This window comes from Thauera sp. ZXT1-4 (genome assembly GCF_052598215.2).
Map to the genome: position 1 here is coordinate 150,105 of NZ_JBQWSN020000004.1, position 21,559 is coordinate 171,663.

At 67.0% G+C, this 21,559-nt stretch carries 22 protein-coding genes and 1 riboswitch; of the genes, 10 read left to right on the forward strand and 12 right to left on the reverse strand.

The window, feature by feature from the left end:
- Nucleotides 1–27: 27 nt before the first annotated feature.
- Genes rsfS through rng form a run of 4 tightly spaced genes read left to right on the forward strand, consistent with a single transcriptional unit; the run spans nt 28 to nt 2,946 of the window.
- A complete protein-coding gene (gene rsfS, locus ACUH78_RS05285) occupies nt 28–378 on the forward strand; it encodes a ribosome silencing factor (RefSeq protein WP_418364530.1) in 351 nt (116 codons plus the stop codon).
- Nucleotide 379: 1 nt separating this feature from the next.
- Nucleotides 380–850: a 23S rRNA (pseudouridine(1915)-N(3))-methyltransferase RlmH gene (gene rlmH / locus ACUH78_RS05290; RefSeq protein WP_435750970.1), complete on the forward strand. Its 471-nt coding sequence runs from the start codon at nt 380–382 to the stop codon at nt 848–850.
- Between the two features lie 10 nt (nt 851–860).
- Entirely contained in the window at nt 861–1,478 is a 618-nt protein-coding gene (locus ACUH78_RS05295; RefSeq protein WP_445332924.1) for a Maf family protein, read from the forward strand.
- A 13-nt stretch (nt 1,479–1,491) separates the two neighbouring features.
- Complete coding sequence (rng, locus tag ACUH78_RS05300) at nt 1,492–2,946, forward strand: ribonuclease G (RefSeq protein WP_435750973.1); 1,455 nt, start codon at nt 1,492–1,494, stop codon at nt 2,944–2,946.
- Between the two features lie 73 nt (nt 2,947–3,019).
- Here rng and ACUH78_RS05305 read toward each other — a convergent pair whose 3' ends face one another.
- The 5 genes from ACUH78_RS05305 to ACUH78_RS05325 all read right to left on the reverse strand — a co-directional run bounded on the left by ACUH78_RS05305 (nt 3,020) and on the right by ACUH78_RS05325 (nt 7,632).
- Nucleotides 3,020–3,733: an ABC transporter ATP-binding protein gene (locus ACUH78_RS05305; protein ID WP_435750974.1), complete on the reverse strand. Its 714-nt coding sequence runs from the start codon at nt 3,731–3,733 to the stop codon at nt 3,020–3,022.
- A 76-nt stretch (nt 3,734–3,809) separates the two neighbouring features.
- Entirely contained in the window at nt 3,810–4,565 is a 756-nt protein-coding gene (locus tag ACUH78_RS05310) for an ABC transporter ATP-binding protein (protein ID WP_435750975.1), read from the reverse strand.
- Complete coding sequence (locus ACUH78_RS05315; protein ID WP_435750976.1) at nt 4,562–5,515, reverse strand: branched-chain amino acid ABC transporter permease; 954 nt, start codon at nt 5,513–5,515, stop codon at nt 4,562–4,564. The genes ACUH78_RS05310 and ACUH78_RS05315 overlap by 4 nt, the downstream gene beginning before the upstream one ends.
- Nucleotides 5,516–5,523: 8 nt before the next feature.
- The gene (locus ACUH78_RS05320; protein WP_435750977.1) at nt 5,524–6,444 is read right to left on the reverse strand and encodes a branched-chain amino acid ABC transporter permease; all 921 of its coding nucleotides are present in this window, start codon (nt 6,442–6,444) and stop codon (nt 5,524–5,526) included.
- Between the two features lie 21 nt (nt 6,445–6,465).
- A complete protein-coding gene (locus ACUH78_RS05325) occupies nt 6,466–7,632 on the reverse strand; it encodes an ABC transporter substrate-binding protein (RefSeq protein ID WP_445332925.1) in 1,167 nt (388 codons plus the stop codon).
- Nucleotides 7,633–7,939: 307 nt separating this feature from the next.
- Here ACUH78_RS05325 and ruvA point away from each other — a divergent pair, with 307 nt between their 5' ends.
- The 3 genes from ruvA (at nt 7,940) to ACUH78_RS05340 (ending at nt 10,025) form a co-directional block, all read left to right on the forward strand.
- Nucleotides 7,940–8,539 carry a Holliday junction branch migration protein RuvA gene (gene ruvA / locus ACUH78_RS05330; RefSeq protein ID WP_418364521.1) on the forward strand — a complete coding sequence of 200 codons (600 nt, stop codon included), beginning with the start codon at nt 7,940–7,942 and terminating at the stop codon, nt 8,537–8,539.
- A gap of 64 nt (nt 8,540–8,603) precedes the next feature.
- Nucleotides 8,604–9,665: a Holliday junction branch migration DNA helicase RuvB gene (gene ruvB / locus ACUH78_RS05335; RefSeq protein WP_445332926.1), complete on the forward strand. Its 1,062-nt coding sequence runs from the start codon at nt 8,604–8,606 to the stop codon at nt 9,663–9,665.
- A 9-nt stretch (nt 9,666–9,674) separates the two neighbouring features.
- Entirely contained in the window at nt 9,675–10,025 is a 351-nt protein-coding gene (locus ACUH78_RS05340; RefSeq protein ID WP_445332927.1) for a hypothetical protein, read from the forward strand.
- 82 nt (nt 10,026–10,107) lie between these two features.
- Here ACUH78_RS05340 and ACUH78_RS05345 read toward each other — a convergent pair whose 3' ends face one another.
- From ACUH78_RS05345 to ACUH78_RS05370, 6 genes are all read right to left on the reverse strand, one after another.
- Nucleotides 10,108–10,650 (reverse strand): helix-turn-helix domain-containing protein, encoded by a 543-nt coding sequence (locus tag ACUH78_RS05345; protein ID WP_445332928.1) that lies wholly within the window; start codon nt 10,648–10,650, stop codon nt 10,108–10,110.
- A gap of 167 nt (nt 10,651–10,817) precedes the next feature.
- On the reverse strand, nt 10,818–11,738 hold the full coding sequence (gene xerC, locus ACUH78_RS05350; RefSeq protein ID WP_445332929.1) for a tyrosine recombinase XerC: 921 nt from the start codon (nt 11,736–11,738) through the stop codon (nt 10,818–10,820).
- A 59-nt stretch (nt 11,739–11,797) separates the two neighbouring features.
- A complete protein-coding gene (locus ACUH78_RS05355) occupies nt 11,798–12,463 on the reverse strand; it encodes a DUF484 family protein (RefSeq protein ID WP_445332930.1) in 666 nt (221 codons plus the stop codon).
- Nucleotides 12,464–12,582: 119 nt separating this feature from the next.
- Nucleotides 12,583–13,416 (reverse strand): diaminopimelate epimerase, encoded by an 834-nt coding sequence (gene dapF / locus ACUH78_RS05360; protein WP_418364515.1) that lies wholly within the window; start codon nt 13,414–13,416, stop codon nt 12,583–12,585.
- Between the two features lie 21 nt (nt 13,417–13,437).
- Nucleotides 13,438–14,310: a lysophospholipid acyltransferase family protein gene (locus ACUH78_RS05365; RefSeq protein ID WP_445332931.1), complete on the reverse strand. Its 873-nt coding sequence runs from the start codon at nt 14,308–14,310 to the stop codon at nt 13,438–13,440.
- Complete coding sequence (locus tag ACUH78_RS05370) at nt 14,307–15,188, reverse strand: lysophospholipid acyltransferase family protein (protein WP_435750983.1); 882 nt, start codon at nt 15,186–15,188, stop codon at nt 14,307–14,309. Before ACUH78_RS05370 ends, ACUH78_RS05365 begins: the two co-directional genes overlap by 4 nt.
- 402 nt (nt 15,189–15,590) lie before the next feature.
- Between ACUH78_RS05370 and metK the strand changes: the two genes are divergently transcribed.
- Nucleotides 15,591–16,754, forward strand: coding sequence for a methionine adenosyltransferase (gene metK / locus ACUH78_RS05375; RefSeq protein WP_435750984.1), 1,164 nt, complete (start codon nt 15,591–15,593; stop codon nt 16,752–16,754).
- Nucleotides 16,755–16,915: 161 nt separating this feature from the next.
- Nucleotides 16,916–17,995, forward strand: a complete 1,080-nt coding sequence (locus tag ACUH78_RS05380) for a calcium/sodium antiporter (protein ID WP_445332932.1) — start codon at nt 16,916–16,918, stop codon at nt 17,993–17,995.
- A 15-nt stretch (nt 17,996–18,010) separates the two neighbouring features.
- Here ACUH78_RS05380 and ACUH78_RS05385 read toward each other — a convergent pair whose 3' ends face one another.
- On the reverse strand, nt 18,011–19,645 hold the full coding sequence (locus ACUH78_RS05385) for a methyl-accepting chemotaxis protein (RefSeq protein ID WP_445332933.1): 1,635 nt from the start codon (nt 19,643–19,645) through the stop codon (nt 18,011–18,013).
- 233 nt (nt 19,646–19,878) lie between these two features.
- Nucleotides 19,879–19,983: riboswitch (S-adenosyl-L-homocysteine riboswitch) on the forward strand.
- A gap of 99 nt (nt 19,984–20,082) precedes the next feature.
- On the opposite strand from ACUH78_RS05385, the gene ahcY reads away from it, so the two are divergent.
- Nucleotides 20,083–21,498, forward strand: a complete 1,416-nt coding sequence (gene ahcY / locus ACUH78_RS05390) for an adenosylhomocysteinase (RefSeq protein WP_445332934.1) — start codon at nt 20,083–20,085, stop codon at nt 21,496–21,498.
- The last annotated feature ends 61 nt before the right edge of the window (nt 21,499–21,559 follow it).

A 21,559-nucleotide genomic window follows, 5' to 3' on the forward strand; every position in this document is an offset into this window, starting at 1 on the left:
CTATTTTCCCGCCTCACCAGGAAGCACATGGACACCCCCACCCTCGAGAAGATCGTCATCAACGCGCTGGAAGACATCAAGGCGCGCGACATCGAAGTCATCGACACTTCGACGCACACCCCCCTCTTCGACCGCATCGTCATCGCCAGCGCAGAATCCGGCCGCCAGACCCGCGCGCTGGCGCAGAACGTGCATGACAAGGTCAAGGAGGCCGGCGGCGAGATCATCGGCACGGAAGGACAGGAAACCGGCGAGTGGGTGCTGGTCGACCTCGGCAACATCGTCGTACACGTGATGCAGCCCGCAGTGCGTGCACACTACAAGCTGGAAGAGCTCTGGAACACGCCCTCCGCGGGCCGTCGCGCCACCGCCCGCTGAAATGAAGCTTTTCGTCGTCGCCGTCGGCCATCGCATGCCCGCCTGGGTGCAGGCCGGCTTCGACGAATTCGCGCGCCGCATGCCGCGCGAGTTGCCTCTGCAACTGGTCGAGGTCAAGGCCGAGCCGCGCACCAGCGGCAAGACGGTGGAAGCGATGATGGCTGCCGAAGCCACCCGCATCGAAGCCGCGCTGCCGCCGCGTTGCCGCCGCGTCATCCTCGACGAGCGTGGCACCGAGCTCACCACCCTGGCGCTCGCGCGCAGGCTCGAAGCCTGGCAAGGCGAAGGCCAGGACATCGCGCTCATCGTCGGCGGGCCGGACGGGCTCGCGCCCGAGTTCAAATCCGGCGCACACGAGGCGATCCGCCTCTCCAGCCTGACCCTGCCCCATGCCCTGGTGCGCCCGCTGCTGGCCGAGGCGCTGTACCGCGCGTGGACGGTGCTGCGCAATCACCCCTATCACCGCGAATAGCCAAGCATCCATGCCGCTCACGCCACGCATCTACCTGGCCTCAAAGAGTCCCCGCCGTCGCGAACTGTTGCGCCAGATCGGCGTGAACTTCGACGTCCTCACTTTCCGCTCCGGCGAGCGCGGAGAGGATGCGGATGTCGATGAAACCCCGTTCCGGGACGAGGCGGTCGACCGCTACGTTGAGCGCCTAGCGCTCGCCAAGGCCGAGGCGGGCACACGCCGCGTGATCTGGCGCAAGCTGATGCTCCGGCCCGTCCTGGCGGCAGATACCACGATCGAGCTCGACGGCGCCATCATCGGCAAGCCCGCCGACGCGGCCGAGGCGCAGGACATCCTCAAGCGCCTGTCCGGGCGCAGCCACCGCGTGCTCACCGCCGTGGCGATGAGCGACGGGGAGCGTACACGCAGTCGCCTATCGGTCAGCGAAGTGCGCTTCCGCACCCTCCCCGAGCAGGAGATTCGCCGCTACGTCGCCAGCGGCGAGCCCATGGACAAGGCAGGCGCCTACGGCATTCAGGGTCACGCCGCCCTGTTCGTCGAGGAGATTCGCGGCAGCTACTCCGGAATCATGGGATTGCCACTGTTCGACACCGGCATCCTGCTCGAAACCTTCGGCTACACCCTGTGAGCGCAGACAGCACATGAGCATCGAATTCCTCATCAACTTCACGCCGCAGGAAACCCGCGTCGCCCTCGTCGAACAGGGCGTGGTGCAGGAACTGCACGTCGAACGCACCGCCAGCCGCGGTATCGTCGGCAACATCTACCTCGGCAAGGTGGTGCGCGTGCTGCCCGGCATGCAGTCCGCCTTCATCGACATCGGCCTGGAGCGCACCGCCTTCCTGCATGTAGCCGATATCTGGAGCGACCGCCAGAACGGCGAATCGGCGCGGCCGATCGAGAAGATCCTCACCGAAGGCCAGAGCCTGATGGTGCAGGTGCTCAAGGATCCGATCGGCACCAAGGGCGCACGCCTGTCCACGCAGATCAGCCTGGCTGGCCGCCTGCTCGTCTATCTGCCGCAGGAAAAGCACATCGGCATCTCCCAGCGCATCGAGGACGAGGCGGGGCGCGAAGCCCTGCGCGGGCGACTTACGGCGCTGGTACCCGAGGACGAGCCCGGTGGCTTCATCGTGCGCACCATGGCCGAGTCCGCATCGGACCCGGAACTCGCCGCCGACATCGCCTACCTGCGCAAGCTGTGGCGCGAGGTTTCCAGTTCCACCGTGGGACTGTTTCCGCCCAAGCTGCTGCACGAGGATCTTGGCCTCGGGCAACGCACCCTGCGCGACCTGGTCAACGACGAAACCGACCGCATCCGCGTCGACTCGCGGGAGAACTTCCAGAAGCTCACCGCCTTCGCCGCCGAATACACGCCCAAGGTGCTGCCCCTGCTCGAGCACTACAGCGGCGAGCGTCCGCTGTTCGAGCTCTACAATGTCGAAGAGGAAATCCAGAAGGCGCTGGCGCGACGCGTGGACCTGAAATCGGGGGGCTACCTGATCATCGACCAGACCGAAGCGATGACCACGGTCGACGTCAACACCGGCGGCTTCGTCGGTGCGCGCAACTTCGACGACACCATCTTCAAGACCAACCTCGAAGCCAGCCAGGCCATCGCCCGCCAACTGCGCCTGCGCAACCTCGGCGGCATCATCATCATCGACTTCATCGACATGGAAAACGTCGAGCACCGCGAGATGGTGCTGGAGGAGTTCCGCAAGGCGCTGTCACGCGATCACACGAAGATGACGATCAACGGCTTCACTGCGCTCGGTCTGGTGGAGATGACGCGCAAGCGGACCCGCGAGTCGCTCGCCCACCTGCTGTGCGAACCCTGCCCGACCTGCAGCGGCCGCGGCGAGGTGAAGACCGCGCGCACGGTGTGCTACGAGATCCTGCGCGAGCTGCTGCGTGAGGCGCGCCAGTTCAATGCGCGTGAATTCCGCGTGCTCGCCGCGCCCAACGTCATCGACCTCTTCCTCGACGAGGAAAGCCAGTCGCTTGCAATGCTGTCCGATTTCATCGGCAAGAAGATCTCCCTGCACGCCGAGGCCAGCTACACGCAGGAGCAGTACGACATCGTGCTGCTGTGAGCAGCAGACGAGCCGAAAACAGATCGGCCCCTTCTGATGCTCCGTGGGCGCAGGCTTGCACGCAAATGGGCGCCTACACCCCGAGATAACGCGTCCACAGCTCGCGCCGGGCATACAGCTCGGTCGAGCCACCCTGCCATGCGATGCACCCGCGCTCCAGGATGAGGTTGCGGTCGGACAGCGGCAGCAGCTTCTCGACGTACTTATCCACCACCAGCGTGGTCTGCCCCTGGGCCTTGAGCAGCGCCAGGCAGCGCCAGATCTCCTCGCGAATCACCGGCGCCAGGCCTTCGGTCGCTTCATCCAGGATCAGCAGGCGCGGGTTGGTCGACAGCGCGCGCGCGATGGCCAGCATCTGTTGCTCTCCGCCCGAAAGCTGATTGCCCATGTGTCCAGCGCGCTCAGCCAGGCGAGGGAAGAGCGCATACAGGCGCGACAGCGTCCACGGCTCAGCCACGCCGTTGCGGCGATCGGCGAAGGCGACCAGGTGCTCACGCACGCTGAGATTGGGGAAGCACTGTCGGCCCTCCGGCACGATCGCCACGCCGAGGCGGGCGATATGGTCGGCGCGCGCGGCGTGGATCGGACGGCCGTCGAACAGGATCTCACCACGCTGCGGGCGCAGGCCGCCGACGATGGTCTTGATCGTCGTGCTCTTCCCCATACCGTTGCGTCCGAGCAGGGCAATGACCTCGCCGGGCTGGATGTCGAAGTCGAGCCCGAACAGCACCTGGCTGACCCCATAGCCCGCCTCGAGGCCGCGGCACCTCAACAACGGCGGGCTCATCGTGCGCCTCCGCGGTCGCGCGTGCGCAGGGATCGCGCCTGCAGGCATGGGCTTGCCCGTTCCCACCGGGAACGCGTCATCCGCATGCCGGCACCTCCGTGCCCAGATAGACCGACTGCACCTCGGGATGCCCCTTCACGTGCGCCGCATCCCCCGTCGTCAGCACGCGGCCATAGACCAGCACCGAGATGCGGTCGGCAAGTTGAAACACGGCATCCATGTCGTGCTCGATGAGCAGGATTGCGGTGTCGGAACGCAGGCTGTGGATCATCGCCACCATTTGCTGCGAGTCTTCCGGCCCCATCCCGGCCATGGGCTCGTCCAGCAGCAGCAGCCTGGGCCGCGCAGCAAGCGCAAGCGCCACGTCCAGCCGCTTCTGCAGCCCGTGCGGCAGGGTGCCGGCGTTGCGGTCGAGCACCTCCGCAAGGCCAGTACGCACGGCCAGCGCCTCGGCCCGCGCAGCCAGCGAGCGCTCAAGCTCGCGCCGGCGCAGGAAGCGGAAGCTCGACCCGGCCTGCGCCTGGACCGCGAGCAGCAGATTGTCGCGCACGCTGTCGTTACGGAACACGCTGGTGATCTGGAAACAGCGCGCCAAACCATGGCGCACACGCTGGTGCGGCGACAGGGTGCTCAGATCGACACCATCGAGCACGACACGTCCGGCATCGGCCGGCAGCAGGCCCGAGATCAGGTTGACCAGAGTGGACTTGCCCGCACCGTTCGGGCCGATGAGGGCATGGATCTCGCCCGCCTCCACGGCAAGCTCGACGTGGTCGGTGGCAAGCAGCCCGCCGAAGCGCTTGACCAGGCCTTGCGCATGGAAAAGGCTCATGTGCGCGCCCCGCGGCGCTCGAGCAGTGCCGCCAGCCCCTGCGGGGCGTGGAACACGACCAGCAGCAGGAGCAGGCCGAGTGGCCAGTGCCAGTAGTCGGTGTACAACTTCAGCACCTCCTCCAGCGTCAGCCACAGCGCCACGCCTAGCGGCGCGCCCCAGCGCCGCCCGGCACCACCCAGCATCACCATCACCAGCAGCAGTGCAGACTGCGTCCAATGCATCATGCCGGGACTGACGAAGGCGTTATGGCTGGCCAGCAACCCGCCCGCCAGCCCTGCAACCGCGCCGGCCGCAACGAAACCCGCGAGCTTGAGCCAGAACACCGGATAGCCGAGCGCCACCATGCGCGTCTCGTTGTCGCGGATGCCGCGCAGCGCATGGCCGTAGCGCGAATGCGCAACCCGGCTGAAGAGGGCAAACACCCCCGCTGCAATCGCCAGTACCACCCAGTAGAAGATCTGCGCATGCGCGGCGTCCAGCCAGGCCCCCATCACCAGCGGCGTATAGATGCCATAGCCGTCGTCCCCGCCCCAGGTACGCAGCGACACCGCCAGGTAGTACAGCATCTGCGCGAAGGCGAGCGTGATCATGATGAAATACACCCCGCGCGTGCGCAGCGACACCGCACCGATTGCCGCCGCGGCCAGGCCGGCGACCAGCGCCGCACTCGCCCACGCCAGCCAGGCCGACGAGAACCCCGCCTCGACCAGCGCCACCACGGTGTAGGCGCCGACGCCGACGAAGCCCGCGTGCCCGAGCGCCGCCATGCCGCCGTAGCCGAGGATGAAGTTGAGACTGGTCGCCGCGATTGCCACGATCAGCACGCGACGCACGAAGCCGACGTAGTACTCGAGACCGAGCGCAGGCGCAGCGAGCGGAAACAGCACCAGCAGGATCAGGACAACCCAGGGCAGACGACGCGCCAGTCCGGGGAAACGTTCGTGCATACCCACCCTCACCCGCGCGCGGGGAACAGCCCCGCGGGTTTGAGCGTCAGCACGGCCGCCATCAGCACGTACATGGCGATGCCGGCGAGCGCCGGGCCAAGGTCTGCCGCCACCGAAGGCGGCAGCACCGCCCGCAGTGCCGGCGGCAGGAAGGCGCGTCCGGCGGTATCCACCAGCCCGACCAGCAGCGCAGCCACGAAGGCACCGCGCACCGAGCCGATACCGCCGATCACGATCACCACCAACGCCGGGATCAGGATCGCCTCGCCCATGCCGACCTGCACCGAACTGATCGGTGCCATCAGCGCTCCGGCCAGCGCCGCCAGCCCGGCGCCGAGCGCAAATACGAAGGAGAACACCGCGCCCACGCGCACGCCCATGAGCTCCGCCATCTGCCGATTCGACGCGCCGGCGCGCACCAGCATGCCGATGCGGGTGCTGTTCACCAGCAGATACAGCCCGAGCGCCACTGCCAGCCCGGCGCCGATCAGCAGCAGACGATAGGACGGATAGGGCAGACCCTCGAACAGCTGCACCGGCCCGGCGAGCGCCGCGGGCGTGGAGGCCAGCAGCGGCGCCACGCCCCAGATCGCCTTCACCGCGTCGTCGGCAATCAGGATGATGCCGAAGGTGGCGAGCACCTGTACCAGATGGTCGCGCCGGTACAGGCGGCGGATGACGAGGAGTTCGAGCACCCCCGCCACCGCCACCGTCAAACCAACTGCGACCAGCACCGCGAGCGCGAACGAGCCGCTCGTTTCATGGACACGCGCGGCCACGTACGCGCCGGCCATGTAGAGCGAGCCGTGGGCGAGGTTCATGGTGTCCATGATGCCGAACACGAGCGTGAGCCCGGCGGCGATCAGGAACAGCATGAGCCCGTAGCCCAGGCCGTTGAGCAACTGCTCGAAGACGAAGATGGCATCCATCGGGCGAAGATAGCGTCCAGCTTACATCTTGCACTCGCTGACGTAGGCGTCCTGGTGCTGCTCGAGCACGGTGCCGACCAGCTTGTTGGTCAGGCGGCCCTCAGCGTCCTTGCCTACCTCGCGCAGATAGTAGTTCTGCACCGGGAAGTTGTTGGCGCCGTACTGAAACGCACCCCGTACCGAGGCAAAGCTCGGGTTCTTCAGCGCCTTCAGCACTGCCTCGCGGTCCTCGAGCTTGCCGCCGACATCGCGCACCGCGGCGTCCATCGCCATCAGCGTGTCGTACGCCATCGCTGCGTACACCGAGGGGTAGCGGCCTTCGTACTTGTTGCGGAAGGCTGCGACGAACTCGGCATTGGCCGGCACATCGAGGTCGTGCGTCCAGTGCGCGGTATTGAGCACGCCGAGCATCGGCTCGCCCACGGCCTGGATCACATCTTCGTCGGCGGAGAAGCCGGGCGCGATGAGCGGAATGTCCTTGAGGCCACCACCGACGAACTGCTTGACGAAGTTGATGCCCATCGCGCCCGGCAGGAAGAAGAACACTGCGTCCGGCGCAGCCGCACGGATCTGCGCGATCTCGGCGGCGTAGTCGATCTGTCCCAGCCGGGTGTAGATCTCGTCCTTCACCGCGCCCTTGTACAGGCGCTTGAAACCGTTCAGGTGGTCCTTGCCGGCCGGGTAGTTGGGCGCGATCAGCACCACGTTCTGGTAACTCTTTTCGTTGGCGACCTTGCCCGCTGCCTCGTCGTAGGTGTCGTTCTGGTACTGGGCGAAGAAGTACGGGCTGCACTTGGCACCGGCGTAGGCGCTCGGGCCGGGGTTGGCAGACAGGTAGGGCACCTTGGCGGCAAACAGCGCGGGCCCGACCGCGAGCGCGGCATTGGAGCCGATCGGGCCAGTGAAGAAGTCGATCTTGTCGCGCTGCAGGTAGCGCGAGACGAGCTGGTTGGCCTGCTCCGGGTTGCCACCGAAATCGGTGCGGATGAACTCCGCCGGCCGCCCGCCGAGCTGTCCGCCGAGCTTCTCGATCGCAAGCTCGAAACCGTCGCGCGCCTCGGCGCCGAGCGCCGAGAACGGCCCGGAGATGTCGAGCGCGATGCCGACCTTGATGTCGTCAGCGTGTGCGGTGGCGACCATCGCACCCAAAAGGGCAAGAGCGGCGGCGAGTTTCTTCATCGGCTGCATGGGAGTCTCCTCTTTGATTATGGCCGTCAGGCATCGGCGGCCCTCCACGGGCTGGCGTGCCGGCCGGCAAATTCGGGCGCTGGCCCGCGAAACCGCTGGATTCTAGCCTGATAAGCGAATGGCTGTGGATGCGCACGCCCCTGCAAGCGCAGCGGTCCCGCTCCGCAGCCACCGGGCGTGGACCGCCCAGGAGGCCCCGCCCTGCTGTCCAGGCGCTGTATGAAATCCCACCCTTGCTGCTGCGGCAGGGCCCAGCCCTGATAGACTTGCGCATCGCGCCATCGAGGCGTTCTTCCCGAAGCCCCCCATGATCGGACGCATCACCGGCACCCTGCTGGAAAAGAACCCGCCGCAGATCCTCGTCGACGTGCACGGCGTCGGCTACGAGATCGACGTGCCGATGAGCACCTTCTACAACCTGCCCGCCACCGGCGGCGCAGTGAGCCTGCACACCCATCACGTGGTGCGCGAGGACGGCCATTTCCTGTTCGGCTTCGCCACCGAAGAGGAGCGCGCTGCGTTCCGCCAGCTGCTCAAGGTCTCCGGCGTGGGCGCGCGCATGGCGCTGGCGGTGCTCTCCGGGCTCTCGGTCAACGACCTCGCGCAGGCGGTGGCCTTGCAGGAGGCCGGGCGCCTGGTGAAAATCCCTGGCATCGGCAAGAAGACCGCCGAGCGCCTGCTGCTGGAGTTGCGCGACAAGCTCGGCAAGGCGCTGCCCAGCATGGCTGGCGCGCGCCTCACCGCAGCGCCGGGCGCCGCACCCGACGCGCGGAGCGACATCCTCAACGCTCTGCTCGCGCTCGGCTACAACGAGCGCGAGGCACTGTCGGCGATGAAGGCGCTGGCCGAGGGCGTCGGCGTCTCCGACGGCATTCGCCAGGCGCTGAAGGCGCTCTCGAAGCCATGATGCACAGGCTCCATGCGTCCCGCGCTGCGGGGCGCCGCCCGGTGATCCCGGTAAGGACACACCCATGATCGAAACCGACAAGCTCAAGGCCGCCCCCCCCGCCGAGCGCCTGATCTCCGCCGCCCCCGCCGACCGCCAGGAAGACGCGATCGAGCGCGCGCTGCGGCCCAAGCGCCTCGCCGAATACGTCGGCCAGGCCAAGATCCGCGAACAGCTGGAGATCTTCATTCAGGCCGCGCGCAACCGCAGCGAGGCGCTCGACCACGTGCTGCTGTTCGGCCCGCCCGGGCTGGGCAAGACCACACTGGCCCACATCGTCGCCGCCGAGATGGGCGTGAACCTGCGCCAGACCTCCGGCCCGGTGCTCGAACGCGCGGGCGACCTCGCCGCGCTGCTCACCAACCTCGAGCCGCACGACGTGCTGTTCATCGACGAGATCCACCGCCTGTCGCCGGTGGTCGAGGAAATCCTCTACCCGGCGCTGGAAGACTTCCAGATCGACATCATGATCGGCGAGGGCCCCGCGGCACGCTCGGTCAAGCTCGACCTGCCGCCCTTCACCCTGGTCGGCGCCACCACCCGCGCCGGCATGCTGACCAACCCGCTGCGCGACCGTTTCGGCATCGTGTCGCGGCTGGAGTTCTACACGCCGGAGGAGCTCGGCTTCATCGTCGGGCGCTCGGCACGCCTGCTCAACGTCGAGATCGACGACAAGGGCGCACTCGAGATTGCCCGCCGCGCGCGCGGCACGCCGCGCATCGCCAACCGACTGCTGCGCCGCGTGCGCGACTATGCCGAAGTCAAAGCCGGCGGCCACATTACCGCGGCGGTGGCGGACGCGGCGCTGCGCATGCTGGACGTGGACACCCTCGGCCTCGACCTGATGGACCGCAAGCTGCTGTCGGCAATGCTGGAGAAATTCGCCGGCGGTCCGGTCGGCCTGGACAACATTGCCGCGGCGATCGGTGAATCCACCGACACCATCGAGGACGTCATCGAGCCCTACCTGATCCAGCAGGGCTACCTGCAGCGCACCCCGCGCGGGCGCATGGCCACGCACGCCATCTGGCAGCACTTCGGGCTCGCGCCGCCGCGCGCGGGCGGCGACCTGTTCGACGCGCGCTGAGAGTGACCGGTGCGTTCGCTGCAGGTGGTGGCACTGACGCTGTGCCTGCTGGGGGGGCTGTATCTGCTCACCCAGGCACCGGCATTCTTCCTGCCCTCGCGCTGGGATCCCTCCATGGGACACGACTTCGACCCAAGCGCTGCGCGCCTGCTGGGCGCCGGCATGCTGGCGCTCGCGCTGGCAGGCATGCGCTACATGAAGGAGATGTACTACAGCGCGGCACGGCATCTGCCCGGTACTGCAGGGCAGCGCCAGTATTTCGCGCTGATCGTGCTCGCCATCGTCCTGATCGCGAGCGCCTTCCAGACAGCCGAACCCGGCCCGAACCCGGACTATCGTCCGCCCTCGCATACGCGCTGATGGCGTGGCCGACCACCCAGGCCTTCACTGCCGCGGGCTAGCGCGGCAGCACCCGCTCAACGGATGACGTGAGCCTGAGACCTCAGGCTGCCGGCCCTTCGATCAAGGCACGCAGGCGGTCCGCGGTCTCAAGCAGTTCGCACAGCGCGCTTGAACTGAGCAGGGCGCCGAACTGCGCCAGCGCCGACTCGGTGATGTACAGGTGGCCGTTCCCGTTGCGGACGATCCAGCCCATCTCGATCAGGCGGGCGATCTTTCGTCGCACGGTCTCTCGCGGCAACCCCGTCGCTGCAGCGATGGAGTAGGCATTACAGGGGTTCATCTTGCGCATGAACGCCTCGGCGAGCACATCCTCGCTATCGGCCTCGTCGTGCCCATTGCCATTGTGCCCGCGCCGGGCAAGGCCATGCTGCAGCGCGCCGACATTGTGGAGCGCGATCTCGCCGAGCAGGATGGCCAACAGGATGTCGCGATCGAACTCCTCGAACCACCGACGCACGCTGCGAATCTCGTGCTGAGCCAGAATGAGCGCTGCAGAACGCAACACGCGGCGCGCGTCGCTGCCTGACGGGCCATTATCCTGCGGTGCATTGTGCAGAGGAGCGGGGAGAACTGGAGGAGGCATGGTTTCCATATTGCTGCCTTGCCCTGCTTTACCACTTTTGCAGGCTTGAGGCGGTATTGGAATAGTTATGGAGTCTTTAGCGACTACTTGGACACCATGAGCATATCCGATCGGAGAATATGCTTACTTTCCAAACTACCCAATATGGGGATTGTCAAGGGCGTAAGCTATTTTTTCGCGCGCGGATGGGTTGCGTCATAGACCTTCGCCAGGTGCTGAAAATCAAGGTGAGTGTAGATCTGCGTACTGCGAATGCTCGCATGACCGAGCAACTCCTGCACCGCGCGCAGGTCGCCGCTCGACTGCAGCAGATGGCTCGCGAAGCTGTGCCGCAGCATGTGTGGATGGACGTGCACGCTGAGCCCCAGCGTCCGTGCCCGCTGGCCGAGCCGGTTGGCAATGCCGCTGATGCTCAGACGGCCGCCGCTGCGGGTGACGAAGAGCGCGGGCTCTCCCGCAGGCGCAAGTTGTCCCCGCACTGCGAGCCAGGCGCGCAGAGCGTGCACGGCCCGGCTCCCCACGGGCACGCTGCGGTTGCGGTTGCGCTTTCCGCGCACCGTGACCATGGCCTCGGCAAGATCCAGTCCGCCCTCGATGTCGAGGCCGGCGAGTTCGGAGACACGTAGACCGGATGAATAAAAAAGCTCGAACATCGCGATATCTCGCGTTTCGAGCAGATTTTCTGCCGCCGGCTCAAGCAATGCCGCCGCCTGGTCGGGCGACAGCACACGCGGCAGCGTGGAGGGCGTCTTGGGCGGCCGGACACCCAGCACCGGATTGGCGCGCAGGCCGCGGTGACGGATCAGCCAGCGGTACAAACCCCGCCAGGTCGAAAGGTGGCGGGCGATACTGCGCCCCTGCAGCCCCTCCCCATGCAGACGGGCGACGAAGCGGCGCACGTCCTGGCTTTCCAGCTCCGCAACCGGGCGCCCGTCAGCCATGCGCAACAGCGCCTGCAGGCCCACCCGGTAGGCCTTGAGCGTAAGCGGTGAAGCCCGCCGCTGCGTGGCCAGCCAGTCGAGCCAGGCCTCACAATCCGCTGGAAGCGGCACGGCCGCATCTTGAGCGCTGCGGAGCGACGCTTTCATCGGCGAGGTACGCAGGTCACGGCGTGCGGCCGGCATCGCCGGACGGCCTGTGCGCACACTCAGCGCGCGCGCGCCGCCAGCGCGGCGGCAGCCATGTCGCCAATGCGGTCGAGGTACAGCGTGCCCATCTCCGCATAGAAACGCTCGGCCTCCTCGCTCCCCAGGGCGAGCAGACCGAAACACCCACCCGCGTCACGCAGCGGCATCAGCGCCAGCGAGCGAATGTGGGGAGCAGCCTCGCCGAACCAGCTCGCCATCTCCATGCTTTCGGGCGCACCGCAATAAGGGTGGCGCAAGGCATCGATCTGCCGGCGCACCGCCTCGCTGACCGCCATGTCGCCCAAGGGCGAGCCCTCGCCTACGGCCTCCGCAACCGCGCCCCACAGCTTGAGGCTGACATGCGGGACTGCGAAGTCGTCGCGCAGCCCATCGACCAACGCGGCACGGACCGAAGCTTGCGAGCCAGCCAGCAGCAGCGCGACCGCAAGCCGGTGCACCTTGGCGCTGATGTCGTCGTTCTCCTCGCCGAAGCGGATCAGTTCAGCCAGCTTGACCTCCAGCGCGCGGATCTTGTCGCGCAGGGCATGGAGCTGACGCTCGGCGAGCGAGATCGCCTGCCCGCCATGCTGTGGATGCGGCACGGTCAACTCGGTGAACAGCTCGTGATGCTCGTTGAGGAAATCGGGGTGCTCACGCAGGTAGCGCGCGACATCTTCGGCATTCATTCTTTTCACTCCAGTGCTGCAAAAGGTACGGCGACAGTCGGCAATCCTCAGTGCTGCCATCCGGCGCGGGGCGGGCCGCAAAAACCGGGGCCCGCGCCTGGTGGGCAGTCCTGCCCCCTTCAGTCGAGCGTCATTTCGCCTTCGAATACGGTCACTGCCGGTCCGGTCATCGACACCGGCGCACCTGGTCCGGCCCAGGCGATTTCCAACTCGCCACCGCGGGTGTGCACCCGCACCGGCGATTCGATCAGGCCACGCAGGATGCCCGCGACCACCGCCGCGCAGGCGCCGGTGCCACAGGCAAGCGTCTCGCCTGCGCCGCGCTCGAACACGCGCAGGCGCACGGCATGGGCGTCCAGCACCTGCAGGAAGCCGGCGTTGACCCGCGCCGGGAAGCGCTCGTGGCGCTCGATCAGCGCCCCTTGTTCGACCACCGGCGCAGCATCGACATCGGCCACGACCTGCACCGCGTGCGGATTGCCCATCGAAACTGCCGTGATCGCAACCACGCGCTCACCCACCGCGAGCGGCTGCACCACCGCATCCGAATCGGACACGAAGGGGATCTTCGCCGGTGCAAGCTCGGGCACTCCCATGTCCACCGTAACCAGTCCGTCGGCACGCAGGCGGGGGGCGATGATCCCGGATTTCGTCTCAACCCGGATCTCATCCTGGTCGGTGAGCCCCTTGTCGTGCACGAAGCGCACGAAGCAGCGCGCGCCATTGCCGCACTGCTCGACCTCGCCGCCATCGGCGTTGAAGATGCGGTAGCGGAAGTCAACGCCGGGACGACTCGCCGGCTCGACCACCAGCAACTGGTCGCAGCCCACACCGAAGTGTCGATCGGAAATCGCCCTGACCCGAGCAGGCGTGAGTTCGACGGGCGTGCGGGTGGCATCGATGACGACGAAGTCGTTGCCCAGGCCATGCATCTTGGTGAAGCGCAATTTCATCTCGCAGGTCTTTCCAGTGTCTCAGTAAATCCGCGGCTGACCCTCGGGCCGGGTCTTGAAGCGGCGATGCACCCAATAGTATTGCTCGGGCATGGTGCGTACCACACCTTCGAGCCAGGCATTCATGCGCAGGGTGTCAGCCTCGACGTCGTCCGTGGGATAGTCGGCCCACGGCGCGCCGAGTTCAAGCAAATATCCGCCACCGCCCGGCAGCATTCGCACCACACAGGGCACCACCGCCGCACCCGCCAGCCGCGCCAGCCGCGGCAGGCCGGTGATCGTGGCCGCCTGCACGCCGAAGAAGGGCACGAAGATCGACTCCTTGCGGCCGTAGTCGAGGTCGGGCAGGTAGTAGAAGGGACGGCCGGATTTCATCGCCTTGACCGTAGCACGCACGCCGTCATGGCGCGAAAGCAGCAACTGATTGTTGAAGCGGCTGCGGCCGTGATGCAGCCAGCGATCGAAGACCTTGTCCTTCTGCGGCGCATACACGCTGACGAAGTCGCCTTCCAGCGTGAGCCGGGTGCCCGCCATGTCGAGACCGAGGAAGTGTGGCGCGAGCAGCAGCACCGGTCGCCCCTCGGCGCGCAGCCTGTGCAGATGCTCGAGCCCGTCGATGCGCACCGTCGCCCGCAGGCGCGCGGGACCGGCCCACCAGGCGAGGCCGCGCTCGAGCATGCTGCGTCCGGCGAACGCGAAGTGACGCCGCGCCAGCCGTCGCCGCTCGGTTTCGGACAGTTCGGGGAAGCACAGGCGCAGGTTGGTCAGCGCCACCTTGCGGCGCGGCACCACCACCCAATACAGCAGCCAGCCAAAGCCCGAGCCCACGCGCGCGAGCACCGCCAGCGGGAGCCAGTGCAGGAGCCAGATCAGGGCGATGACGAGGCGGCTCACGATGCGCGCTCCGCGTCCGCTCCGGGCACATCCTCCTCGCGCTCACGGCGCGGCCCCTTGTAGCGGTTGTAGCCCCACAGGTATTGCTGCGGACACTGCAGGATCATGCGCTCGACCTCGCGATTGATGATCGCGACATCGGCTTCCAGTTCGCCGGTCAGCGCCTCGGTAGGCGCCTGCAGGCGGAACACATAGCCCTCGCCACGCGGCAGGCGCTCGGCCCAGGTGTAGATCACGCGCACGCCCTTCACCGCCGCCAGGCGCGCAGCCAGCGTCATCGTCCATGCCGGCTTGCCGAAGAAGGTGGACCACACCCCCTCGCCCGCGCCCGGTACCTGGTCGGGCAGCATGCCCACCGCCTCATGGCTGCGCAGGGTCTTCACCAGCTTGCGCACGCCCGACAGGTCCGCCGGCGCGGTGCGCATCTGCCCGCGTGCGCGACCGGCTTCCATCAGCGGCTGCAGCACTGCCTTGCGCGGCGGGCGGTAAAGCACGGTAATCGGAATCTGCGCCGCAATGCACTGCGCGGTGATCTCGAAGCAGCCCAGGTGAGGAGTGATGAAGAGGATGCCCGCGCCCTCGGCGCGCGCGGCCTCGACCAGCGCCCAGCCTTCGGTGCGCACGGCGCTCGCCACCACCTCGGATGCAGGCCGCCCCCAGATGAAGGGCAACTCGAGCGCCTGGCGCCCGGCCTCGACAATCGCCGCGCGCAGCACCGCCTCGTCCTCGCGACCGAGCGCGTTGAACAGGTTCTCGCGCAGGCGGCGGGCGTAGGACGGTGAGGCCTTGTAGGTCAGCCAGCCCGCCCAACCGCCGAGGCGGTGCAGCCAGGACAGGGGCAGGCGCGAGAGCAGTCGAAAGAAGCTTTGAAGCAACACGAACGGGATCCCATGAAAGTGCCCGAAGCGTCGCGGCACGACAACGACGAGAGAACGAGAAACGACAGCGACAAGTGACCGCGACAAGAGAGATTGTGGGCGCGGGCGTATCTGCGAACATCGCCTGTTCGGTCGCAGCCATTCGCACGCCAGCCCGCCTCCACAGCCGCTTTCACGGAGAGACGCAAATCACCGTGCGCCCCGAATGCTTACACACCCGGCCGCTTCGGTCTATAATCCGCGACTTGCCGCCGAGTTAACTCGACAACTTGCAGGGCGGCATGGCAGCGGGACTGCCTCACAAATACTGCTAAAGCGTCGGCTGCTCGACGAAATCCCCGGAGCTGGCCGCAGACGCAAGGCCAGAATGGCGGGGATTTTTGCTTTTCAAGGAGCAGCAGCATGGCTGAGTTTCTCTTCACCTCCGAGTCGGTCTCCGAAGGCCATCCCGACAAGGTCGCCGACCAGGTGTCCGACGGCGTGCTCGACGCCATCCTCGCCGAAGACCCCAAGGCGCGCGTCGCCTGCGAGACGCTGGTGTCCACAGGCCTCGTCGTGATCTCGGGCGAGATCACCACCACCGCTCACCCCAATTACCGCGAGATCGCGCAGGACGTGATCCGCCGCATCGGCTACGACAACTCCGACATCGGCTTCGACTACAAGAGCTGCGCGGTGCTGGCCGCGATCAACCGCCAGTCGCCCGACATCGCTCAGGGGGTCAATGCTGCCAACGACGACCCGCTCGACCAGGGCGCCGGCGACCAGGGCCTGATGTTCGGCTACGCCACCAACGAGACCGACAGCCTGATGCCGCTGCCGATCTACTACGCCCACCGCGTCATGCAGCGCCAGGCCGAGGTGCGCAAGGACGGCCGCCTGCCCTGGCTGCGCCCCGACGCCAAGAGCCAGATCACGGTCAAGTACGTCGACGGCAAGCCGGTGGCGATCGACACCGTCGTGGTGTCCACCCAGCACGACCCCGACGTCACCCAGGAGCAGATCCGCGAGGCGGTGATCGAGCTGATCATCAAGCCGGTACTGCCGCCCGAGCTGATGAAGGGCGACGTCCGCTACCTCGTCAACCCCACTGGCCGCTTCGTGGTCGGCGGCCCGCACGGCGACTGCGGCCTGACCGGGCGCAAGATCATCGTCGACACCTACGGCGGCGCGGCCCACCACGGCGGCGGCGCCTTCTCGGGCAAGGATCCGTCCAAGGTCGACCGCTCGGCCGCCTACGCCGGCCGTTACGTGGCCAAGAACATCGTCGCCGCGGGCCTCGCCGACAAATGCGAGGTGCAGGTGGCCTACGCAATCGGTGTCGCGCGTCCGGTGTCGCTGATGGTCAACACCTTCGGCACTGGGAAAGTGGCCGATGAGAAGATCGTCGAACTGATCGGCCACCACTTCGATCTGCGTCCGAAGGCGATCATCCAGGCCCTGGACCTGCTGCGCCCCGTCTATTCCCGCACCGCGGCCTACGGCCACTTCGGCCGCGATGAGCCGGGCTTCACCTGGGAACAGACCGACAAGGCGGCCGCCCTGCGCGCCGACGCCGGGCTGTAAAATACTGCCCCGTACCGCACGCCCCTCTCCGGCAACGGTGAGGGGCGTCTTCTTTTGATCGTCCGCGCAGGACCGCGCAGGATCGTACTCGCGTGCGAACCTCTGGCCTGCGCAACAGTCTGCACTGTCCCGCCCCAAACCAGAACGCAAGACTCTTCCTCATGCTCCAGCAAACCCTGATGTTCGTCCTCGGCCTCGTCGTCCTCGTCATCGGCGCCGACGTCCTCGTGCGCGGCGCTTCACGCCTGGCGGTGTCCTTCGGCGTGTCGCCCCTGGTGGTAGGCCTGACTGTGGTCGCTTTCGGCACCAGTGCGCCAGAGATGGCGGTTTCAGTGGGCTCCGCGCTCTCGGGCAGCCCGGATCTGGCGATCGGCAACGTGGTCGGCAGCAACATCGCGAACATCCTGCTGATCCTCGGCATCTCGGCCCTGATCACGCCGCTACTGGTCGATGAGCAGATCATCCGCCAGGAGATCCCGATCATGATCGGCGCCTCGGCGCTACTGGTGGTGGTTGCGCTCGACGGTCGGATCGGTCTGATCGAGTCGATCACGCTGTTCGCTCTCGTGATCGCGTACACGGTGTTCCTGGTCGTTCAATCGCGGCGTGCCTCGAAGAGTGTTCAGGATGAGTTCGAAACCGAGATCCCCACCTCGAACTGGGACCGCCACTGGAGCGTGCAGATCGGGCTCATCGTGGTCGGTCTGGTGATGCTGGTGGTCGGTGCCAACTGGCTGGTGGATTCGGCGGTCGCCTTCGCACGCGCCTTCGGCGTCAGCGACCTGGTGATCGGCCTCACCGTGGTCGCGGTCGGCACCTCGATGCCCGAAGTCGCCACCTCGATCGTCGCCGCGATGCGCGGCCAGCGCGACATCGCGGTAGGAAACGTGGTGGGCAGCAACGTGTTCAACATCCTCGCCGTGCTCGGCCTCACCGGCATCGTGTCGGGTGCCGGCCTGCCGGTGTCGGAGGCGGCGCGCAATTTCGACCTGTGGGTGATGCTGGCGGTGGCCTTCGCCTGCCTGCCGATCATGATCAGCGGGCGCGAGATCGCACGCTGGGAAGGCGGCGTGTTCCTGGCCTACTACGCTATCTACACCGCCTGGCTCGTGCTGCAGGCGCAACAGCACGACAGCCTGCCGGCCTTCTCGGGCGTGATGCTCGGCTATGTGCTGCCGATCACGGTGATCACACTGATCGTCAGCATGCTCCGCCAATCCGACAGCAACCCGCGCCGCTGAACGCAGCGCCTGCCCTCAGGCCGATACGCGGAAGCGGCGCACTGCCTGCTCGAGCGCGTCCGCGAGCTGGCTCAGCTCTCCGGCGCGCTGCAACGAGTCGCGCGTGGCGCCGTGGCTTTCTTCGCTCATGCGGGCGATGCTCTCGACGCGCTGAGCAATATCGGAGCTGGCCTGACGCTGTTCGCCAAGGGCGGCGTTGATCGACCCGACCACCTCCCGCACCTCGACCGCGCCGCCCTCCAAAGCAGCCACAGCGGCGCGCGCGCGCTCGGCGTTCTCGGCGCCGCGCTCTGCCAGTTGGCGCCCCTCCTCCATCGTCCCCACGGCTTGACGGGCATTGGCCTGAACGCGCTCGATCATGGCATTGATCTCGTGTGTCGACTGGCGGGTACGCTCGGCGAGCTTGCGCACCTCGTCCGCCACGACGGCAAAACCACGTCCCTGCTCACCCGCGCGCGCCGCCTCGATCGCGGCATTGAGCGCCAGCAGATTGGTCTGGTCAGCAATGTCCTGAATGACCTGCGCGATGTTGGAGATGCTCTCCGCACTGATGCCGAGGTCCGCCACCACCGCGGCTGACGCGGTCATGCGTTGCTCCACCAGGCCGATGGTTTCGACCGCCTGGTTGATCACCTTCACGCTGTCGTGCATCTGAGCTTCGGAGTTGCCGCTGAGGCGGTCAGCGTCGTTCGCATGTTCAGCGACGACCGAGATGCTGGTGCTCAGTTCCTCGATCGAAGCCGCGATCGCCTGCGCCGCGTCGGTCTGCGCCAGGGTAGCGGTTGCCACCTTCTCCTCGTTGTTGCGCAGCGCGTCCGCCGCGGCGACGAGCCGCCCGGCGTCCGCGCGAATCCCCCGAATGATGGTTTGCAGTCCGCCCTGCATGTCCTGCATCGCGGCCAGCAGGCTGCGCCCGTCGCCGCCGCGGATCTCGACACGCTGCTGAAGATCCCCGTCCGCGATACGCTGCGCCACCTCCGCCGCGTAGGCGGGCTCGCCGCCCAGGCGGGACAGCACATTGCGCGTCACCAGCACCGAAGCCACCACGCACACCAGCAGCGCAAAAGCGCCCAGCCCGAGAACGACGAGCCGACTGCGCTCCAGTGCCTGTGCCGAATCCGATCGCATTCCGGCGGTCAGCTTTTCGAGATGCGCGATCTGCTTCATCAGCTCGCCGCGGATCTCGCGCCAGGCCGGCGTCTCGCTGCGCACCAGCACCTCGCGTGCAGCCTGCAGGTCCTCGGCGCGCACCCTTTCGATCACCTGCGCCTGCAGCGGCGCCCAGCGCTGGACGATCTCCTGCATGCGTGCGGCCGAGGCCGCACCCCCCTCGAGGACGTGTCCGCGCGCGACGATCTGCGCCAGCATCCCGTCGAACTGGTGCTTGGCCTGATCGAAGTTCTCGTAGGCCTTGGGGTTACCGGGATCGAGCAGGATATTGCGCAAGGCTTGGCCCATCTGCAGGCCTTGCGCATAGGTGCGCGTGACATCACGCTCAACGGCGAGCTCGGTCTCGATGAAGCCGGACAGGCGCTCGCCCGCAAGCTGCATCTGCCACAGCGCGCCGCCCAGGGCGAGCAGGAAAAGGCCGCAGGTCGAAGCGGCCAGCAATACGAGCTGGGATCTTACGGACAGGGTCTTGGAAGCCATCTTCGTTCTCGTGCGTGCAGTCAGGGGGTCGGCCCGGCTTCATCGCCCCGGCCGTCATAAGCGTATCCTGATGAGGATATCGGCAAGGCAACGAAAGCCTTTAGGCACGATGTCACATCCCGGGGGCCGTCCGGCACGGAGCGCCACCACCTCATCGATCACCACCTCATCGTCTCTTCCTGCACCGTCTCTTCCATCACGGTCCACGCGGACATCCATCGGATATAATGACGCGCTACCGAGGAGCGCTGCGAGGCGCCCGCCGGCTTTGCCGGCTGTGGCCCCCAGGCTCGGACCCCGCCGCCCGGCGGGTTGCAGTACAACGGCGCTCACCTGCTAATCGTCTCAACCCCTGCCGGGTCCGGGATGTCGGGTGAGCCGCCTGCAGCGCCATGCTGCCCTCCCCCGTCCCGCCCGGCCATAGCATGGAGCTTTTCATGAACGCTGTGGCTGACACCCGTTTCACCGATTTCGTCGTCGCTGACCTGTCGCTCGCCGACTGGGGCCGCAAGGAAATCCGCATTGCCGAAACCGAGATGCCCGGCCTGATGGCGATCCGCGAGGAATACGCCGCCAGCCAGCCGCTCAAGGGCGCGCGCATCACCGGTTCGCTGCACATGACCATCCAGACCGCGGTGCTGATCGAGACGCTGACCGCGCTCGGCGCCCAGGTGCGCTGGGCCTCGTGCAACATCTTCTCGACCCAGGACCACGCCGCCGCGGCCATCGCCGCCGACGGCATCCCGGTGTTCGCGGTCAAGGGCGAGTCGCTGACCGACTACTGGGACTACACCCACCGCATCTTCGAATGGAAGGACGGTGGCTACTCCAACATGATCCTCGACGACGGCGGCGACGCCACGCTGCTGCTGCACCTGGGCGCACGCGCCGAGCAGGACCTTTCCGTGCTTGCCAAGCCGGGCTCGGAAGAGGAAACCGTGCTCTTCGCCGCGATCAAGGCCAAGCTGGCGCAGGACCCGACCTGGTACTCGACCCGCCTGGCGCAGATCAAGGGCGTGACCGAGGAAACCACCACCGGCGTGCACCGCCTGTACCAGATGCACGCGCGCGGCGAACTCAAGTTCCCGGCGATCAACGTCAACGATTCGGTGACCAAGTCCAAGTTCGACAACCTGTACGGCTGCCGCGAATCCCTGGTCGACGGCATCAAGCGCGCCACCGACGTGATGGTGGCAGGCAAGATCGCCGTGGTGTGCGGCTACGGCGACGTAGGCAAGGGCTCGGCCCAGGCGTTGCGTGCGCTGTCGGCCCAGGTGTGGGTGACCGAGATCGACCCGATCTGCGCGCTACAGGCCGCGATGGAAGGCTACCGCGTAGTGACCATGGAGTACGCCGCCGACAAGGCCGACATCTTCGTCACCGCCACCGGCAACTACCATGTCATCACCCACGACCACATGGCGAAGATGCGTGACCAGGCCATTGTCTGCAACATCGGCCACTTCGACAACGAGATCGACGTCGCCAGCGTCGAGGGCTATCAGTGGGAGGAGATAAAGCCGCAGGTGGATCACATCATCTTCCCCGATGGCAAACGCATCATCCTGCTCGCCAAGGGCCGCCTGGTGAACCTCGGCTGCGCCACCGGGCACCCGAGCTACGTGATGTCGAGCTCCTTCGCCAACCAGACGATCGCGCAGATCGAACTCTTCACCCGCACGGCGGACTATCCTGTAGGCGTCTACACGCTGCCCAAGCACCTGGACGAGAAGGTCGCCCGCCTGCAGCTGAAGAAGCTCAACGTGCAGCTCACCGAGCTCACCGACGCGCAGGCGGCCTACATCGGCGTACCGAAGCAGGGCCCGTACAAGACCGACCAGTACCGCTACTGATGCCGCGCCGGCGCCGCGGGCAGAGCCTCTCCGGGCCGCCCGCCCGCGGCGCGCAACGAGG

Excerpts from the sequence above, each read along its gene's own strand:
- rsfS (WP_418364530.1), top strand. The coding sequence starts at position 28 with ATGGACACCCCCACCCTCGAGAAGATCGTCATCAACGCGCTGGAAGAC.
- rlmH (WP_435750970.1), top strand. The coding sequence starts at position 380 with ATGAAGCTTTTCGTCGTCGCCGTCGGCCATCGCATGCCCGCCTGGGTG.
- ACUH78_RS05295 (WP_445332924.1), top strand. The coding sequence starts at position 861 with ATGCCGCTCACGCCACGCATCTACCTGGCCTCAAAGAGTCCCCGCCGT.
- rng (WP_435750973.1), top strand. The coding sequence starts at position 1,492 with ATGAGCATCGAATTCCTCATCAACTTCACGCCGCAGGAAACCCGCGTC.
- ACUH78_RS05305 (WP_435750974.1), bottom strand. The coding sequence starts at position 3,733 with ATGAGCCCGCCGTTGTTGAGGTGCCGCGGCCTCGAGGCGGGCTATGGG.
- ACUH78_RS05310 (WP_435750975.1), bottom strand. The coding sequence starts at position 4,565 with ATGAGCCTTTTCCATGCGCAAGGCCTGGTCAAGCGCTTCGGCGGGCTG.
- ACUH78_RS05315 (WP_435750976.1), bottom strand. The coding sequence starts at position 5,515 with ATGCACGAACGTTTCCCCGGACTGGCGCGTCGTCTGCCCTGGGTTGTC.
- ACUH78_RS05320 (WP_435750977.1), bottom strand. The coding sequence starts at position 6,444 with ATGGATGCCATCTTCGTCTTCGAGCAGTTGCTCAACGGCCTGGGCTAC.
- ACUH78_RS05325 (WP_445332925.1), bottom strand. The coding sequence starts at position 7,632 with ATGCAGCCGATGAAGAAACTCGCCGCCGCTCTTGCCCTTTTGGGTGCG.
- ruvA (WP_418364521.1), top strand. The coding sequence starts at position 7,940 with ATGATCGGACGCATCACCGGCACCCTGCTGGAAAAGAACCCGCCGCAG.
- ruvB (WP_445332926.1), top strand. The coding sequence starts at position 8,604 with ATGATCGAAACCGACAAGCTCAAGGCCGCCCCCCCCGCCGAGCGCCTG.
- ACUH78_RS05345 (WP_445332928.1), bottom strand. The coding sequence starts at position 10,650 with ATGCCTCCTCCAGTTCTCCCCGCTCCTCTGCACAATGCACCGCAGGAT.
- xerC (WP_445332929.1), bottom strand. The coding sequence starts at position 11,738 with ATGAAAGCGTCGCTCCGCAGCGCTCAAGATGCGGCCGTGCCGCTTCCA.
- ACUH78_RS05355 (WP_445332930.1), bottom strand. The coding sequence starts at position 12,463 with ATGAATGCCGAAGATGTCGCGCGCTACCTGCGTGAGCACCCCGATTTC.
- dapF (WP_418364515.1), bottom strand. The coding sequence starts at position 13,416 with ATGAAATTGCGCTTCACCAAGATGCATGGCCTGGGCAACGACTTCGTC.
- metK (WP_435750984.1), top strand. The coding sequence starts at position 15,591 with ATGGCTGAGTTTCTCTTCACCTCCGAGTCGGTCTCCGAAGGCCATCCC.
- ACUH78_RS05380 (WP_445332932.1), top strand. The coding sequence starts at position 16,916 with ATGCTCCAGCAAACCCTGATGTTCGTCCTCGGCCTCGTCGTCCTCGTC.
- ACUH78_RS05385 (WP_445332933.1), bottom strand. The coding sequence starts at position 19,645 with ATGGCTTCCAAGACCCTGTCCGTAAGATCCCAGCTCGTATTGCTGGCC.
- ahcY (WP_445332934.1), top strand. The coding sequence starts at position 20,083 with ATGAACGCTGTGGCTGACACCCGTTTCACCGATTTCGTCGTCGCTGAC.